Annotated in this window: 21 protein-coding genes and 1 riboswitch; of the genes, 5 read left to right on the forward strand and 16 right to left on the reverse strand. The window is 36.6% G+C overall.

What is annotated here, in order from left to right:
- Positions 1-45 precede the first annotated feature (45 nt).
- Genes sufU through sufC form a run of 4 tightly spaced genes read right to left on the reverse strand, consistent with a single transcriptional unit; the run spans position 46 to position 3,854 of the window.
- Entirely contained in the window at positions 46-495 is a 450-nt protein-coding gene (sufU, locus tag P3U61_RS09180) for a Fe-S cluster assembly sulfur transfer protein SufU (protein WP_014614444.1), read from the reverse strand.
- Positions 485-1,726, reverse strand: coding sequence for a cysteine desulfurase (locus P3U61_RS09185; RefSeq protein ID WP_014614445.1), 1,242 nt, complete (start codon positions 1,724-1,726; stop codon positions 485-487). The genes sufU and P3U61_RS09185 overlap by 11 nt, the downstream gene beginning before the upstream one ends.
- 28 nt (positions 1,727-1,754) lie before the next feature.
- On the reverse strand, positions 1,755-3,062 hold the full coding sequence (sufD, locus tag P3U61_RS09190; protein ID WP_014614446.1) for a Fe-S cluster assembly protein SufD: 1,308 nt from the start codon (positions 3,060-3,062) through the stop codon (positions 1,755-1,757).
- A 21-nt stretch (positions 3,063-3,083) separates the two neighbouring features.
- Positions 3,084-3,854 carry a Fe-S cluster assembly ATPase SufC gene (gene sufC / locus P3U61_RS09195; protein WP_014614447.1) on the reverse strand — a complete coding sequence of 257 codons (771 nt, stop codon included), beginning with the start codon at positions 3,852-3,854 and terminating at the stop codon, positions 3,084-3,086.
- A 297-nt stretch (positions 3,855-4,151) separates the two neighbouring features.
- Between sufC and P3U61_RS09200 the strand changes: the two genes are divergently transcribed.
- On the forward strand, positions 4,152-5,012 hold the full coding sequence (locus P3U61_RS09200) for a polyprenyl-phosphate transporter PopT (RefSeq protein ID WP_063278559.1): 861 nt from the start codon (positions 4,152-4,154) through the stop codon (positions 5,010-5,012).
- A 296-nt stretch (positions 5,013-5,308) separates the two neighbouring features.
- On the opposite strand, the gene P3U61_RS09205 is transcribed toward P3U61_RS09200, so the two are convergent.
- The 8 genes from P3U61_RS09205 to P3U61_RS09240 form a co-directional block, all read right to left on the reverse strand.
- Positions 5,309-6,127 (reverse strand): MetQ/NlpA family ABC transporter substrate-binding protein, encoded by an 819-nt coding sequence (locus tag P3U61_RS09205; RefSeq protein WP_096533198.1) that lies wholly within the window; start codon positions 6,125-6,127, stop codon positions 5,309-5,311.
- A gap of 128 nt (positions 6,128-6,255) precedes the next feature.
- Positions 6,256-7,077 carry a MetQ/NlpA family ABC transporter substrate-binding protein gene (locus P3U61_RS09210; RefSeq protein WP_014614450.1) on the reverse strand — a complete coding sequence of 274 codons (822 nt, stop codon included), beginning with the start codon at positions 7,075-7,077 and terminating at the stop codon, positions 6,256-6,258.
- Positions 7,078-7,096: 19 nt separating this feature from the next.
- Positions 7,097-7,792 (reverse strand): methionine ABC transporter permease, encoded by a 696-nt coding sequence (locus tag P3U61_RS09215; RefSeq protein ID WP_014614451.1) that lies wholly within the window; start codon positions 7,790-7,792, stop codon positions 7,097-7,099.
- Positions 7,785-8,813 carry a methionine ABC transporter ATP-binding protein gene (locus P3U61_RS09220; protein WP_014614452.1) on the reverse strand — a complete coding sequence of 343 codons (1,029 nt, stop codon included), beginning with the start codon at positions 8,811-8,813 and terminating at the stop codon, positions 7,785-7,787. The genes P3U61_RS09215 and P3U61_RS09220 overlap by 8 nt, the downstream gene beginning before the upstream one ends.
- Before the next feature lie 95 nt (positions 8,814-8,908).
- A riboswitch (SAM riboswitch) is annotated at positions 8,909-9,018 on the reverse strand.
- A 37-nt stretch (positions 9,019-9,055) separates the two neighbouring features.
- Positions 9,056-9,373 (reverse strand): thioredoxin family protein, encoded by a 318-nt coding sequence (locus tag P3U61_RS09225; protein ID WP_065354455.1) that lies wholly within the window; start codon positions 9,371-9,373, stop codon positions 9,056-9,058.
- Positions 9,339-9,734, reverse strand: coding sequence for a toprim domain-containing protein (locus tag P3U61_RS09230; RefSeq protein WP_096533196.1), 396 nt, complete (start codon positions 9,732-9,734; stop codon positions 9,339-9,341). Before P3U61_RS09230 ends, P3U61_RS09225 begins: the two co-directional genes overlap by 35 nt.
- Positions 9,735-9,812: 78 nt before the next feature.
- A complete protein-coding gene (gene gcvH, locus P3U61_RS09235; protein ID WP_014614456.1) occupies positions 9,813-10,193 on the reverse strand; it encodes a glycine cleavage system protein GcvH in 381 nt (126 codons plus the stop codon).
- A gap of 73 nt (positions 10,194-10,266) precedes the next feature.
- Complete coding sequence (locus tag P3U61_RS09240; RefSeq protein WP_031253623.1) at positions 10,267-10,623, reverse strand: arsenate reductase family protein; 357 nt, start codon at positions 10,621-10,623, stop codon at positions 10,267-10,269.
- A gap of 283 nt (positions 10,624-10,906) precedes the next feature.
- Between P3U61_RS09240 and P3U61_RS09245 the strand changes: the two genes are divergently transcribed.
- Positions 10,907-11,227, forward strand: coding sequence for a thioredoxin family protein (locus tag P3U61_RS09245; protein ID WP_014614458.1), 321 nt, complete (start codon positions 10,907-10,909; stop codon positions 11,225-11,227).
- 129 nt (positions 11,228-11,356) lie between these two features.
- Here the strand turns inward: P3U61_RS09245 and P3U61_RS09250 are convergent, their stop codons facing one another.
- The 3 genes from P3U61_RS09250 to P3U61_RS09260 are packed head-to-tail and all read right to left on the reverse strand — an operon-like array spanning position 11,357 to position 13,707.
- A complete protein-coding gene (locus tag P3U61_RS09250) occupies positions 11,357-11,902 on the reverse strand; it encodes a nitroreductase family protein (protein ID WP_014614459.1) in 546 nt (181 codons plus the stop codon).
- A gap of 54 nt (positions 11,903-11,956) precedes the next feature.
- Positions 11,957-12,682: a type I 3-dehydroquinate dehydratase gene (aroD, locus tag P3U61_RS09255; RefSeq protein ID WP_014614460.1), complete on the reverse strand. Its 726-nt coding sequence runs from the start codon at positions 12,680-12,682 to the stop codon at positions 11,957-11,959.
- 20 nt (positions 12,683-12,702) lie between these two features.
- The gene (locus tag P3U61_RS09260) at positions 12,703-13,707 is read right to left on the reverse strand and encodes a D-2-hydroxyacid dehydrogenase (RefSeq protein ID WP_065520636.1); all 1,005 of its coding nucleotides are present in this window, start codon (positions 13,705-13,707) and stop codon (positions 12,703-12,705) included.
- A gap of 148 nt (positions 13,708-13,855) precedes the next feature.
- Here P3U61_RS09260 and P3U61_RS09265 point away from each other — a divergent pair, with 148 nt between their 5' ends.
- From P3U61_RS09265 to P3U61_RS09275, 3 genes are all read left to right on the forward strand, one after another.
- Positions 13,856-14,275, forward strand: a complete 420-nt coding sequence (locus P3U61_RS09265) for an Ohr family peroxiredoxin (RefSeq protein WP_031253630.1) — start codon at positions 13,856-13,858, stop codon at positions 14,273-14,275.
- A gap of 422 nt (positions 14,276-14,697) precedes the next feature.
- A complete protein-coding gene (locus P3U61_RS09270; protein WP_014614463.1) occupies positions 14,698-15,186 on the forward strand; it encodes a GNAT family N-acetyltransferase in 489 nt (162 codons plus the stop codon).
- Positions 15,187-15,196: 10 nt separating this feature from the next.
- Positions 15,197-15,568, forward strand: coding sequence for a DUF1722 domain-containing protein (locus tag P3U61_RS09275; RefSeq protein WP_096533195.1), 372 nt, complete (start codon positions 15,197-15,199; stop codon positions 15,566-15,568).
- A gap of 56 nt (positions 15,569-15,624) precedes the next feature.
- Here P3U61_RS09275 and P3U61_RS09280 read toward each other — a convergent pair whose 3' ends face one another.
- Positions 15,625-16,848 (reverse strand): serine hydrolase domain-containing protein, encoded by a 1,224-nt coding sequence (locus P3U61_RS09280; protein WP_014614465.1) that lies wholly within the window; start codon positions 16,846-16,848, stop codon positions 15,625-15,627.
- Positions 16,849-16,924: the final 76 nt, after the last annotated feature.

A 16,924-nucleotide genomic window follows, 5' to 3' on the forward strand; every position in this document is an offset into this window, starting at 1 on the left:
TTTCAACTCTATCGTAATCGTTGTGTAAAAAGTTCTCACAAACGACTATTCTTCACTTTTGCCTTCTTTTTCTACAGTACCCTTTTCAAGTGCTTTCCATGCAAGTGTGGCACATTTAATACGGGCTGGGAATTGAGAAACACCTTGTAATGCTTCAATATCTCCCATTTCCTCAGTGATTTCATAATCTTCACCGAGCATCATTTTCGTAAATTCTTGGCTCATTTGCATGGCTTCTTTTAAACTATGCCCTTTAATCGCTTCAGTCATCATCGACGCGCTCGACATCGAAATCGAACAACCTTCACCTTCAAATTTCGCATCACGAATGACACCCTCTGCAATATCAAATGTTAAGCGGATACGGTCACCACAAGTGGGATTGTTCATATCGACAGTCATCGTCCCGTCTTCAATGACACCTTTGTTGCGAGGGTTTTTATAATGATCCATAATCACCGAACGATATAATTGGTCTAGATTATTAAAATTCATATGAGAAAAACTCCTTCGTTTGTTTCAATCCTTCGACAAGTTGATCGATATCTTCTTTTGTATTATAGATATAAAAACTTGCACGCGCTGTTGAAGAAACGTTTAACCATTTCATTAATGGTTGTGCACAATGGTGACCTGCACGCACTGCAACACCTTCAGTATCCAAAGCAGTCGCAACGTCATGTGGATGTACATCTTTAAGATTAAACGTAATAATACCTGCACGTTTGTCTTTAGACGGCCCGTAAATGTCGATGCCTTCAATTTGTGACATTTGTTCATAGGCATACGTTGTTAAAGCTTGTTCATGTTCATGAATCGCATCAAAGCCAATGGACTCAATGTATTCAATAGCTGCTTGTAAGCCAATAGCTTGAGCTATTAAAGGTGTGCCTGCTTCAAACTTAGTCGGTAAGTCTGTCCAAGTACTGTCATACAAGTCCACAAAATCAATCATATCGCCACCGAACTCAGTAGGCTCCATTTGATTCAAGTGTTCTCGTTTTCCATAAAGGACACCTATTCCTGTTGGTCCAAGCATTTTATGGCCACTAAAACTATAAAAATCAACATTCAAATCTTGAACATCTACTTTCATATGTGGAACAGACTGTGCACCATCAACTGAAATAATCGCACCATGTTCATGCGCAATTTCTGCAATAGCTTTAATATCATTAATTGTTCCTAATACGTTAGAAACATGCGCGATTGCTACAATTTTCGTACGTTCTGAAACTGTCTCACGCACAGCTTCTAACGTAATCGTACCATCTTCTGCCATTGGGATAAATTTTAATGTCGCACCTTGACGTTTCGCAAGTTGTTGCCAAGGGACGAGGTTCGCATGGTGCTCCATTTGTGTGACAACAATTTCGTCACCTTCACCGACATTGGCATCTCCATAACTATGCGCAATCATATTAATTGCTGCTGTTGTACCACGAGTAAAAATAATCTCTTCAAAATATTTCGCATGGATAAAACGACGGACTGTTTCGCGCGCCCCTTCGTAACCATCTGTCGCAAGCGAACCGAGTGTATGCACACCACGATGTACGTTCGAATTGTAACGCTCGTAGTAATCTGACAAGGCGTCAATCACTTGCTTTGGTTTTTGACTTGTTGCTGTTGAATCCAAATATGCAAGACGTTTTCCATTGACTTGTTGTTCCAAAATGGGAAAGTCTTTAATAATTGCTTCTACATTTAGTTTTGTATCGGCCACTACAATCACAGACCTTTCTTGAATTGTATTATTTGCCTACTTTCAGCTCAATCACTTCACGTAATTGACGTTGAACATCTTCAATTGGTAATTCACGTACAACTGGATCTAAGAAACCGTGAATAACAAGACGTTCTGATTCTGATTGCGAAATACCACGACTCATAAGGTAATAAAGTTGTTCTGGATCTACACGACCTACTGATGCTGCGTGTCCTGCTTCTACATCGTCTTCATCGATTAATAGAATTGGGTTCGCATCACCACGTGCATTTTCAGAAAGCATGAGCACACGTGATTCTTGGTTAGCTGATGAACCTGAACCGCCGTGCTTAATATGACCAATACCATTAAAGATTGAAGAAGCATTCTCTTTCATCACACCATGCTTCAAGATATAGCCGTCTGTTTCTTTACCATATTGCACAATTCGAGATGTTAAGTTAATTGTTTGTTTACCACGTCCAACCACAACTGATTTAAGCTCAGAAGATGAACGGTCACCAATTAGGTTCGTTGTGTTATCGATAATTTGGTCGCCTTCATTCATTAAACCTAATGACCAACGAATAGAGGCATCTGCTGCAGTCACACCACGACGAATGATATGACCTGTAAAACCTTGATCTAAAAAGTCAACAGAACCATATGAAATGTTAGAGTTCGCGCCAGCAACCACTTCCGAAATAATATTCAATTGGTTTCCTTCGCCACTCGCTGTTGATAAATAGTTTTCTACGTATGTCACTTCAGCACTTTCTTCAGTCACTAATAAAACATGGTTGAAGAAACTTGCATTGTCATCGTCATGAAGCACAACATATTGAATCGGATGTTCAACAACAACATTTTTCGGCACATAGACGAAAATACCTCCGTTCATTAATGCCGTGTGTAACGCTGTCAAACGATGCTCATCAACAGTCACTGCATCTTTCATGAAGTATTTTTCTACCAAATCACTATGGTTCACTAACGCTTCTTGAATGTGTTCAATAATCACACCGTCTTGTTGCGCTTTTTCATTGACTTTTGTATATGCTAGCGTGTTATTGTGTTGAATCACTAAGTTTTCAGTGTTTTCGACGTTAATAATACGATCGATTTCTTTCGGTAATTCTTTTAAATCGTAATATACAGCACCTTCTGTTTCATGCTGTTTAAATGAGTCAAAATCCCATTTCGTTAATTTTGTTTTATCTGGTTTAGGCATTTCTAAAGATTCGACTTGTTGAAGTGCTTTTTTTCTTAATTCAGTCATCCACGAAGGTTCGTTATGGGCTTGTGAATAATCAACAAGTTGCGCTTCAGAAATATTTAATGTTTCAGTCGTCATAATTATTTCCTCCTGTGATGATTATTGGTTTGCCACTACTGATTCGTATTCTTCTTTAACCCATTCATAACCTTCTTCTTCAAGGCGTTTTGCTAATTCAGCACCACCTGATTTCACTACGATGCCGTTATACATTACGTGCACGTGGTCTGGTGTAATATAGTTTAATAAACGTTGATAGTGCGTGATAATTAATGAACCAAATTCCTCTCCGCGCATTTCATTGATTCCTTTTGATACAACTTTTAATGCGTCGATATCAAGACCAGAGTCAATTTCATCTAAAATAGCGAATTTAGGTTGTAACATCATTAATTGTAAAATTTCGTTACGTTTTTTCTCACCACCAGAGAAGCCTTCATTTAAGTAACGTTGCGCCATGTCTTTATCCATGTCTAAGAAATCCATTTGTTTGTCTAACTTTTTAATGAACTGCATTAAGTTAATCTCATTACCTTCTTCACGTTGCGCATTAATTGCTGAACGCATAAAGTCCGCATTTGTCACACCCGTAATTTCTGATGGGTATTGCATAGCTAAGAAAAGACCTGCTTTGGCACGTTCATCAACTTCTAATTCTAAAACATTTACTCCATCTAATAACACTTCACCTTGTGTCACTTCATAAGATGGATGGCCCATAATTGCTGAAGATAATGTTGATTTACCTGTACCATTTGGCCCCATGATGGCATGAATTTCCCCTGTGTTGATTGTCAAGTTAACACCTTTTAAAATCTCTTTATCGTCAATAGACACATGTAAGTCTTTAATTTCTAATGTTGATGGCATTAATATTCCCTCCAAAATAATGTTAGATTCCATAGTTTAGTTTATAATAATTTTAATGTAACGTCAAAAGGTTTTCAAATCTATCTAGTTGCTTATTATAACTGAAATAAAGGGATTGATAAACCGTTTAGCGTTATATATTCAGTTTGTAGAAGAATCATTCTTACAAACTTTTTTAGAAACGTTATTGATAATTAAAAGCACTCTGTTCTCATTCAAATCAAGATGATATTATCACTAATAGAAAATGGGTATAATATGTTATGATGTATGGACAAAAAAGAAAGGATTATAATTATGTCGAAATTTAAACTTTCTAATATTCCTCGTGGTTTCGCAATGGGTGTCAGTGATTTAATCCCAGGTGTAAGTGGCGGTACAATTGCGTTATTACTCGGAATATATGATGATTTTATTCAATCTGTAAGTGGTGTTTTCTCAAAAAATTTTAAAAAGAGTATTTTATTTTTATTACCGATAGTGATTGGTATGGGCTTAGCAATCGGTATTTTAAGTAGTGTTATTAATTACTTATTAGCGAAGCATCCTGTCCCGACTATGTTCTTTTTCTTTGGACTGATACTAGGGATTATTCCATTTTTATTGCGCATCTCAAGATATAGACAGACATATCAGATTCAGCATTGGCTCGTTATGCTTGTCTGCGTCATTATTTTAGCATCAATGGCATTTTTCAAAGGCGATAGTAATCATGCTGTACCTTCACACATCGATGTATCAGGACCGATGTTGATAAAATATTTAATAGCTGGGATTTGTGCATCAAGTGCGATGCTACTGCCCGGTATTTCAGGCTCGTTCGTTTTATTATTATTCGGCGTCTACAGTACAGTGACATTTTCTATTTCAGAAGCTGTTCGTTTTAACTTTGAAGGGCTTCCTGTCATTTTATTAGTCGGCGTCGGTGTCGTCATCGGTTTTGTTATTGCAAGTAAGATCATTACATTTTTACTTGAACATTATACGTATTTAACATATGCTGCGATATTAGGGCTTGTCATCGGCTCACTTTTCTCAGTGTTCCCAGGCCTACCGACATCAGGACTCTCATGGTTGGTTTCTATCGTAACACTCATTATCGGTTTTGTTATCAGTTACGTCTTAGGTCTATTTACTTCCGAAGTTGAAACAAAATAAATTAAAAGCACACGTGAACCATTATGATCATGTGTGCTTTTTGATGTTATTAGTAGGAAGAAAAACGGAATAGTTCTTTTGGAAGTCTAGCCAGTCTTTCGGGGACAGTACGACGAAATCTTTGTGACATATAAGATTTCTGTACTGCCCCCGAAAAGCCCATCTGTCTTCTATAAAAATAATAACGATATATTGACAAATCGCGTTGAGACTTCAGCTGATCCCGGAAGTGTCACCCGTTTTAAATAGTCATCCTATTTCTCCAACTCATTGTATATAATATGCGAACCAAAACATTACTTCGCAGGAATGACAGCACCATCAAACTCTTTGTTAATATAATCGCGCACTTCATCTGACTGTAATGCTTTTAAGAACTCTTGATACTTCTCATCGTTTTTGTGTCCTTTTTGAACAGCTAAAATATTGGCAAACGGCGATGATTCATCTTCTACTGCAATCGAATCTTTCAACGGCTTCAATCCATTATCGATTGCATAGTTTGAGTTCATAATCACCGCATCACCTTCACCATTATTATAAGTTTTTGGTAAAAATTCTGCGCCTTGTTGGTTATCAAACTCTAAATGCTTTTTGTTTTCTACAATATCATCTAATTTTGCGTCTTCGATTTTAACCCCATCTTTAATTTTGATTAGGCCTGCTTTCACAAAGAATGATAAGAAACGCCCCTCTTCAGCTGGATTGTTTGAAATATAGATTTTAGCACCGTCTGGTAAGTCTTTTAAGCTTTTATGCTTTTTACTGTATACAGCCATTGGTGTTGTTAACACTTTACCTACTTCTTCAATTTGGTAACCGTGTGACTTTTGTTCAGCTTTTAGATAAGGTACGTGTTGAAAAAGGTTGGCATCTACATCGCCTTTATCCAATAACTTGTTCGGAATTTTATAATCATTGACTTCGCGAATTTCAACTTCATAGCCCTTTTTCTTCATGATTTCTCCAGCTTTTTTAGCGACTTGTCCATGGGGTGTCGGTGTTGCTGCAACAACGATTTTTTTATCATCACTTTCATTATTTCCTTTACCACAGGCTGCTAAAACAACTACGAATGCAGCAATTGCCATGAATAATACAGATAATTTTTTCATATACATTCCTCTCCCATCTGACCTATTTTAAATGATTAGGGTGTGAAAGTTTAGCCCATTTGAATGACTTTCCCCATCACACCACATGTTGTTTTTTTATTTCATATTAAATATTTGTGCATCTCACCTTACTCTGCTGGCAATACAGCACCATCATACTTTTTCTTAATGAAATCTTTAATGTCTTTAGAATGTAACACTTCCATTAAAGCTTTGATTTTTTCATCGTCTTTATGGCCCTCTTTAACAGCGATTAAGTTTGCATAAGGATTGTCTTCACCTTTTTCAACAGCAATTGAATCTTTTTGAGGGTTTAATTTTTGTTCGATTGCAAAGTTAGAGTTGATGATTACCGCATCGCCTTCATCATTTTGGAACGTTTTTGGTAAAAATTCTGCAGCTTGTTTACTATTAAACTTGATGTCTTTTTTATTTTCTACAATGTCGTCAAATGTTGCATTTTGAATTTTAACACCGTCTTTAATTTTAATTAAACCTGCATCAACAAAGAATTTTAAGAAACGTCCTTGTTCTGCTGGATTGTTAGAAACGAAAATTTCAGCACCGTTTGGCAAATCTTTTAAACGCTTATACTTGTGAGAATATACAGCCATTGGTTCGATGTGAACGTCACCTGCTGATTCAATTTTATAACCTTTTTCTTTTTTCTCAGTATCTAAATAAGGTGTATGTTGGAAAAAGTTTGCATCTAATTCTCCAGCATCTAGTAATTTGTTTGGCGTTGTGTAATCGTTAATTGTTTTAATTTCTAAGTCATAACCTTTGTCTTTTAATAATGGTTTCGCTTGTTCTAGTATTTCAGCATGTGGCGCTGGCGAAGCACCAACAACGATTTTTTTGTCATCCTTTTTTTCTGCTGACTTATTTCCACATGCAGCAAGTCCAATGGCTAAAGCTAAAATAACAATAATTGATAAAATCCTTTTCATTCCACATTCTCCTTAATCATTAACGTTTATCAATTCTATTTGTAATCCAATCCCCAAGAAATTGAATTAAAAATACTAAAATTAAAATTAAAATAGTTGATACTAAGATGACATCATTTTGGTTACGCGTGAACCCTGTAAGGTAAGCAAGGTTACCTAATCCTCCAGCACCAATCACTCCGGCTACCGCTGTTGAACCGACTAATGCAATTGCTGTTACAGTAATACCTGAAATAAGCGCGGGTAATGATTCAGGAATCAGCACTTTAAGTACGATATTCCAAGTTGTTGCCCCCATTGAACGTGCTGCTTCGATAACACCTTTATCAATTTCTTTTAATGCAATTTCCACTAAACGGCCATAGAATGGTGAAGCACCGATGATCAATGCAGGTAATGCCCCTGTTGGACCACTAATCGTACCAAGCACCAAACTTGTAAATGGAATTAAGAGCAAAATTAAAATAATGAACGGTATCGCCCTGAATAAATTCACCACGAACGATACAATGTTGTAAAAGACGCGTCCGATTTTCGTTTCACTCTTGGATGTTAAAAATAAAATCACACCTAAGATTAAACCTAAAACAAATGAAAACGCTGTTGAAATAACGGTCATATACAATGTTTCGTACGTCGCTTCCCATACATCCGGCCAACGTACATTTGGCATTGTAATCATTTCTTGCAAGATTTCGCTAAAACTTTTACCCATGGCTAACCACCTCTATCTCAACGTTTTGCGCCCTTAACTCTGCTTGAATTTGATCAAAGTTGATACTCGAAAATTGTTCAATGTGTAACAATAGATAACCTAATGTACCCGTTTTAGAATGCTTGATATTACCCTCTAAAATATTCACTGAAATGCCGTGTTTTTGGGTTAAATGTGATACAACTGGGTGTGTTGCGTTTTCACCAGAAAAAATCAGTTTAGCCAAGACTTCATCTTTATCTAATTTAAAAGTTTTTGCTAAATCCTCGCTATCATCACTCGGTTTCAAATCCTCTTGAACGAATCGGCGTGTCACTTGATGTTGTGGGTGCTCGAAAATGTGTGACACTTTTCCCTCTTCAATTACACGGCCATTTTCCATAACTGCCACTTCATCACAAATACGACGAATGACATGCATTTCATGTGTAATCATTATAATTGTTAAATTTTTCTCAGTTTTGAGCTGTAATAATAAATCTAAAATTTCATCGGTCGTTTGAGGATCCAATGCACTTGTTGCCTCATCACATAACAATACTTCTGGATCATTAGCCAATGCGCGCGCGATACCGACACGTTGCTTTTGGCCTCCTGACAATTCTGATGGATAGGCATGTTCCCTACCTTGTAAGCCCACACGTGAAATTAATTCTTGTGCACGTCTTTTCGCTTCATTTTTCGGCATGCCAGCAATTTCAAGTGGAAAAATAATGTTCTCTAGTACAGTTCTTGACCACAATAAATTGAAATGTTGGAAAATCATACTTACCTTTTGACGCTTTCGTCGTAATTCATCTGGACTTAATTGTCCGATATTGTCACCACCAATAATCACTTCCCCTGAGGTTGGTTTTTCTAAATGATTAAATAAACGGACTAAAGTACTTTTACCTGCACCCGAAAATCCAATAATGCCGTAAATCTTACCTTTTTCAATTTCAAGATTGACACCATCAACAGCAGTAACAGATTTCGTCTTGCTTTCGTACTTTTTCACTATATTTTTAAGTGTGATCATACTGTTCCTCCCTGTGTTGCTACTTTAAAAAATTTGGAATAAAAAATGCTTTCCCTTTTAAAGAAAAAAGAGAAAGCATCAATATAAACGCTTTTCTCTCATCTTCAAAAGCAAATCGTTGCTTTATGTGAATTGGCACCATTTCTATAATATAGACGGTTGCCGGGCTTCATAGGGCACATCCCTCCGCCACTCTGGATAAGAGTTTTCTGACTATTCGATTGATTATTATATTATCATCGTCATTCACTGTCGTCAATGACTTTTTTAAATTTTTCTAGCAAGTACGGCACAGAATGGAATGCATAGAGCCTCTCTACTTCTTGATCGTAGCGCATGATGATTAAAATAGGGACCGATTGAATTTCTTTTTCTTGGCTCCACTCAGGGTGATAATTCAGGTCTAACTTTACAATCGGCAACTGGGTGATTTCATTCGAGATATCCAACATGCGTTCTGCTATTTTACATGTGCCACACATCGGTGTGTAACCAAAAATCAGATGTACACTTTGATCAAAATGTTTAGATATATTGTTCAATTGCTTTGAAACACTCATGATATGAATACTTCCCTTTTACATAAAAGTCTTGCTTCACCTTAAAGTCAAAATGCTGCAATACATTTGAGAGGTAATCGCGTGGACAACGGGCAACTTCACTATATTTTGTATCTATGAAAATACCAGTACTTTCACTCAAATATGTCGTAAACCATTTGCGAATGCGACGACCTTCTGCATCTGCATCGACTAAAATGTAGACTTGTTTATCATACAAATATTCAATCATATTGTCTAACTTTTCGATTCCCATCGTGCCATGAGTACAAATAATTTCGACAGGCTCTAACAACACTTCTTGAACACGTTTTTTATCAGATTTCCCTTCAACAACAATAACCTTATGGATCATCGTCATGGTCTTCACCTTCTAAAAAATATTTGAGTATAAAAAACTCCTTGATAACTAAATTACCCAGGAGTTCTCATTTTGATATTATTCGCCAATCATTTTTTCGTAACCAGCTGCATCTAATAATGCGTCTAGTTCACTTTCGTCTTTCAATTCAACTTTAACCATCCAAGCTTCCTCGTATGGTGATTCGTTAACTGCTTCTGGTGCATCTTCTAAGTTTTCATTCACTGCAACGACTTTACCAGATACTGGAGAATATAACTCAGATACTGTTTTAACAGATTCTACACTACCAAAAGTTTCGCCTTCTGTTAATTCGTCTTCTACTTCTGGAAGCTCAACGAAAACGATATCCCCAAGTTCGCTTTGTGCAAAGTCAGTAATACCAATGATTGCAGTATTTCCTTCAACTTTTACCCATTCATGTTCTTTTGAATATTTTAATCCACTTGGCACTGCCACTTGAATCCCCTCCTATTTAATGATTACGGTTACAAGTTAATCATGACACATTGCAACGGTTCAATCAACTATTTTATGACACCCAAATGTCACGATAGTCGGCTTCTTTAAAACCAACTGTGACCGTATCACCAGAAACCGCAAGTGGCCTTTTCACTAACATACCATCAGATGCGAGTAATTCTAATTTTTCTTCATCACTCATCTCACCTAATCGGTCTTTTAAATTCAATTCCTTATATTTTGCACCGTGCGTGTTGAAGAATTTTTTTATTTCTAAATCTGATTTTTGAATGATTTGACGAAACTCTTCTTTTGTCGGTGTATGTTGTGTAATATCAATAGGTTCAAAGCTCACGCCATTATCTGATAAAAACTTGGCCGCTTTTTTACAAGTTGTACAGTTTGGATATTGATAAAATTTAATCATCATTAAACCTCCTCGTTCAAATTAATTTAAATATAACAAATTATTATTTAAAATGCTTGTATTTTTAGCATGCAAACTTCAACATATACAACTTTTGCGCTATAACAAATAAATAGCAATAAATTGATTACCGTCACTACGATTACTTTTTGAGTTAACTTCAGAACGATTTTTGGAGTGTGCGCTGTACGTCCCAAAATCTGTTCACCAATTTGTACGGGTGACTTCTCTTATAAAATTCGTTATAATATCGTTACTTATCAGTTAAAAGGAGAGGTCTAACATGCAAAGTATTACAACTATGGATGCATTCAATCAAGTGATTCAAAGTAACGAACCTGTCATCATTAAATTCGAAGCCGGTTGGTGCCCTGACTGTAGGGCGATGGATATGTGGATTGACCCAATCGTTGAAAAATATAACCAATACGAATGGTATGCAGTTAATCGTGATGAATTAGAAGACGCAGCAACGCAATATGAAGTGATGGGTATTCCGAGTCTTTTAATCTTCCAAAATGGCGAAAAGCTGCACCACTTACATTCTGCAAATGCTAAGTCACCTGAACAAGTCGAAAGCTATTTGGCTGAAAGTTTAGGCTAGTTTTCAAATATCGTAGAAAGAGGCTAGGAGTACTTTCAATTGTGCCCTAGCCTCTTCCTATTTTAATATACAAATCCTTCACATTGATTGAAGATGCAGTCTCAACAATGTAAAACAATACAGTCCCCTTTAAAACTCTGTAATCATCGCTTTGTTTTTACGCGGTACTTTACGAAATTTGTCTTCCTCTTTTAAATCTGTTAAATACAGAAAACCAATCAACTTTTCATCTGGACCTACACCAAACGCCGCACGCACTTTAGGTTTAAAAATATATTCTGGTGTTTTCCAACATGTCCCGATACCTTTTTCATACAGTAATAGAAGCAGGTTTTGCGCAAAAGCACCGACTGCAAGATAGTTTTCATTCTCTTCTCGTTGTCTTGCGTCACATTTCATCACAATCGCAAGAAAGCCACCCAAGTTCGTTACCGCATCATAATGACTTTGTTGCTTTTCGTGATCTCTTGGAAAGGCATAACGTGACACTTCACGACTCATCTCGCCCAGTTTATGTTTTGGTACATACACGACACGCCAAGGCTCTCGCATACCATGATTAGGTGCATCTGCCGCTTCATAAATTGCTTTTTTTAAAGCTGACTCATCGATATACATATCTCTTTCGAACTTCTTTATACTTCTTCTTGATTTAATCGCTTCTTGAAGTTCCATTCCTATCTACCCCTCAATTATTGATAATCATTATCAATTATAAACGACAGTATTTTAACTTTCAAATAAACTGTATAGCGGCAATACTTGTGCTAACGTTTGTACATGAAGCTGTCCTGGTGCGACACTGTCAGACAATGCACCATAAGACAACGCACCACCGAACGTGTTTTGTGCCGTTCTAGAAATCAGTCCGAGTTGCCCCATCGAAATCCCTGTCACCCATTGTTGTAACGCTTCGTTTGCCTCACTCAATGCTTGTAACAATGTTAATACATCTTGTCGTGTCTTGGGCATCACTGCAACCTTTAAATGATTCGCTCCTAGTTTTGACATATGATAATACGTCTTCTTAAGCACCTCTATCGTAGGGGTCATTTCAAAATTATGATAAGACGCAATCGACACTTTTCCACCTTGATGAATCGCTTCAACCACTTGACGACGTGCATCTTGATCAGGTTCCCATTCAATATCAATAAAGTCAATTTTGTCTAACGAGGCTAACCGACGCAATAACTGTAAATACCCATCTGTTGATAATATGCCCTTACCCCCTTGTTGAGACGTTCGATACGTCACTAGCAACTCAAATGTAACGGGAAGCGCGACAATTTGTTGAACCATCTTTTCAACCACCGCTATTTCACAATTAGGAATCCCGTCAATGCGCAACTCAAGAATATCGAAATCATTCGCGTAACGTTCGATATCATGCAATTCCTCAGGGGTCAATGTAGGGCTTAAAGGCATTAAGCTCGCAACAATTTGTGTTTTCAATTCTGTTTCACCTTTTCTCTTTATGGATTAACAATATTTTCTGCTTGTCGAGTACGAATAAATGATAAAACATCATTTAATGGAATGTCGACTAAGTTTTTCACAGCCTCATCAGTATAAAATGCGACATGTGGTGAGAGCAATACTTTTTCATGATTCAATAGCGCCTTTAAAGTCTCATCCTCTAATTCGCGGCCGCCCCAGTCATGTCTGAAGTATGCCCCTTCATTTTCATACGTATCAATGGCTACTCCTGCGACATGCCCCGCTTCTATACTGCGGATTAACGCTGTCGTGTCCACTACACTGCCACGTGCGGCATTAATGAGTAACAATCCAGGTTTCGCTTGTTTTAAAACATCTTCATTAATCAAATAATGATTTTCTTTAGAACCAGGAATATGAAGTGTTAACACATCGACTTGTGAAATGAGTTTTTCGAGACTGTCTACATATGTCACAACATCGTTTAGTGCTTCATCCGGTGCAATATCATAGGCCAAAACTTCTGAACCGAATCCTTTAAATATTTTAGCTGCACGACTTCCAATACGCCCTGTGCCTAACACACCAATTTTCAAGGATTCCACCGTACGACCCTGTAAATTTAGATTCCACGTAAAATCATTTTGAGCCATATTACGGTCAATTTGTGCCGTATGTCGCACTAACTCTAACGTACGTGTCACAGCGAATTCAGCAATCGATTGTGGCGAATAACTAGGTACATTACTAATTTTAATATTTTCAAGATTTGCGGCCTCTAAATCAAATTGATCGTAGCCGGCCGAACGTTGCGCAATATGAAAAATCCCATTTTCTGCTAACACTTTATAAAATTGGCTATCAAATTGCGTCGTTTGCGAAATTGAAATACCATCCACGTCCGCTAATTTTACCAAATGTGACGCATCCAATTGTGCTTCAATCAATTCCACCTCAACATCATCTTGATGCGCTGCTTTCCATTGTTCTAATGCTGGTAACTCGTCTTCCCTTACATCAAACACTAAAATTTTTGTCATTGTTCATTCCTCCCACTACAAATGTCAGTTAATTCTGAATAAAATAACTATAGCCTATTCTTTTTATCTTGAAAAGGTGTGATGATTAAAAAACTATTTCATCGGGTAAATCATAGGATGAAGCATTAAAAATAAGGAGGTATTCATGATGGGTATTATTTATCAAACAACTGCAACAAACACTGGCGGACGTAAAGGGCACGTCCAAACAGATGACAATAAATTAGAATTTAGATTAGCACCACCAGATAACGCGAAAGAGGACGAAACAAATCCTGAGCAATTATTTGCGACAGGTTATGCGTCATGCTTCAATGGTGCATTTGATTTAATTTTAAAACGTAACGGTTTCCGTAAAGCTGAACCGGTCGTAGATTTAACAGTGAAATTAATGGATGACCCTAATTCAGAAAGCCCAATGTTAGGTGTAGACATTCAAGCAAAAGTTAAAAACATGTCACAAGAAGATGCCGAAAAATGCTTAGAGGAAGCACATGCATTCTGTCCATATTCAAAAGCAACAAATGGTAATATCGAGTTCAGCATGAATGTGACAGTTGAAGATTAAGTCATTTTCTTAAAATATTAATAAAGTTTGCTATGTCAAATCTCAATTTCCGAGTCATTGGAGACTCATCAATCGAGACGCTTTCAGCAACCTCCAAGAGCAATGCTACTTTCATAGTGGGATTGCTCTTTTCATTAGGAAAATGCTGAACCACATCACTCACATGTGCCACCATTATTGATATGATACCGAATTTTGTTCACTCACTGCTATCATACCTTTAACTTGTCTTGCTTATTCACACTGTCTTTAAACACGACACGATATGGATTGAAAGGTAAATTTTAATAAAGATAAACAGCATTATTTGTATAAATATGTTTTTTGAATTCAGAAAATTCTTAAATAACGTTGAATTTACAATTTTATTTGTTTATGATTAATAGTGAGATATCGGATTGAAGTAAACTGGAGGTGGCGCAATGATAAAAATATTGACGCACAACGATTTGAATCAATTTAAACAACTCATCAACGACGCGCAACTGATTGAAACAAATCCCAATCATTATGAAGTTGAACTCACACCTGAAGACATCGCTGCTTTATTTCACCCAGATAATCAGGCACGCACAGTACTATTAGGTGCATTTGACGCTGATGCATTAGTCGGTTTCATTCAGCTTAACTACAATTCACAGCTTACGAAACGTCATAAAGCAGTCATTGAACATTTATATGTTGTACCTCAATATCGAAGTGAAGGGGTTGCCCAACAATTATTAGAAGTCCTCATCCCTCACGCCAAAGAGAATGGCATTGAAAACATCTTCATCTCTGTCGCATCAAACAACATTGCCGCAAAAATTTTTTATGATAACTTTGGGTTCGAATTTCTAGCTTTAGAAGAAAATGCACGTAAGATTAATGGGCATTACATTGAGGATCATTGGCTCATTTATTATACATAAGAGGTGTAAAATGAAAGAAACGACGAAAATTCAACATACTTGGCGCTATCAAAAATACAACGTCATGATGCGTAACTATAAGGACTATCAAAGAATTCAAGCACTAATCAAACAAGGCGCCTCTTTTAAAGTGGTAGACGCAACCATTCAAGAGATTTTAATAAAACCAATTGAACATCCCGCGTTTATGAATACATTCCAACATTTATGGGGTTATTTCAAAAAAATCGCGACACCCTCAGAAAAAGAAAGGTATACCACTTTACTCAAACAACTTGACATGCAAGCAGTAGCATATGACAAATGTATTCAATTTATCCAGTACCTCACGCTAAAATATGAACAACCTTATTTACTTCAAAGTGCTATCATGAAACTATAATAAGAAACGCAACGAACCTTTGATGATGAGATTCATTGCGTTTTTATTGTGTCGATTTATGACGATTTCGGCACTGGCACTGTGATACCAGGCTGATTGATAATCGCATGCTGATTTAAAATGTCAAAATAAATATGCTTAATACGTGCTTCGTTGTTGTTCGGTTTAGGTTGATCATAGTTCGTACCTAACACAATAATGTATTTATCGTTGTAATACGTCGTAAATATTTGTCCGAAGAAAATACCATTGATGCGGTTGAAATTATTATATACATAAAAACCGTAACGATATTTTTCAGGATAACGTGGCGTCATGAATTCGTGAATATATGGTAAGGTAATCTTTTCAGGAAATATACGATTCGTCTGTAACTTTCTCACCAACACACCCATATCGTGTGCTGACATATATAAGTTCCCCGCACCATAATATTGATTTAAATAATGCGGCTCTCGAAAGACAACATTGTGTGTCTTTTTATCTAATCGATATCCTTTCGCCATATCCTCTTTATACCGTTCATCATCAAAGAAGCTCGTATGCATTAATCTAAATGGATTCCCAATATAACGATAATAATTTTGAACATAAGATTGTCCTGTTACATTTTCGATCACTTTAGCCAACACAAGATAATTGGCATCGTTATAAAAATGTTTGTGATAAAATTTAGGGTCGATACCACGTGCTTCAATGGCTTTAATCGCCCCATCTAAATCTGAAATATCATCTGAACCTTGATATTTATAAAAACCGCTTTGATGCATTAGTAAGTCTTTAATCGTTACATCTTGTGGTAATTGAAAGTCAGGTATATAGGTTGACACTGAATCTTCAACATGGATTTTATTTTCAAGTTCTAACTTTTTAACGATGATACCCGTTAAAAACTTTTGAGCTGAACCAATTAAATAAACCGTATTGGGACTATTTTTCTTTTGTTTTTCAAAATCTTGATAACCATACCCCTTATCCATTTTTAAATGACCATTTTCAAACACCGCTATAGTTCCATTGAATTGGACACTTTCTAAATACCGATCAATCATATTAAATACAGGATTTTGTTGATCAACGATTGTTTCAAGTGGTTTGATTTCTTGTGATTTTTCAGCTGTATGCGCTTGTCGCTGTTGTTTCCTATCTTGAATCGTCAACGGATCCTCTTCATTCAAATGTTTAAACTGATAGTATAAATAACAACCACTTACGAATATGGCAATAATTGAAACACTCATGATGAAATAAGTGAATCGAGATGTTTTTCTTTTGTTCACATTTGTTCTACTCCTCTATCATTCTCCACTTTTACCTATTCATTAACTGAAGCGTTAACTACTAAAGGTATCATCA

It is taken from the genome of Staphylococcus pseudintermedius (genome assembly GCF_034042775.1).
GTDB lineage: Bacteria > Bacillota > Bacilli > Staphylococcales > Staphylococcaceae > Staphylococcus > Staphylococcus pseudintermedius.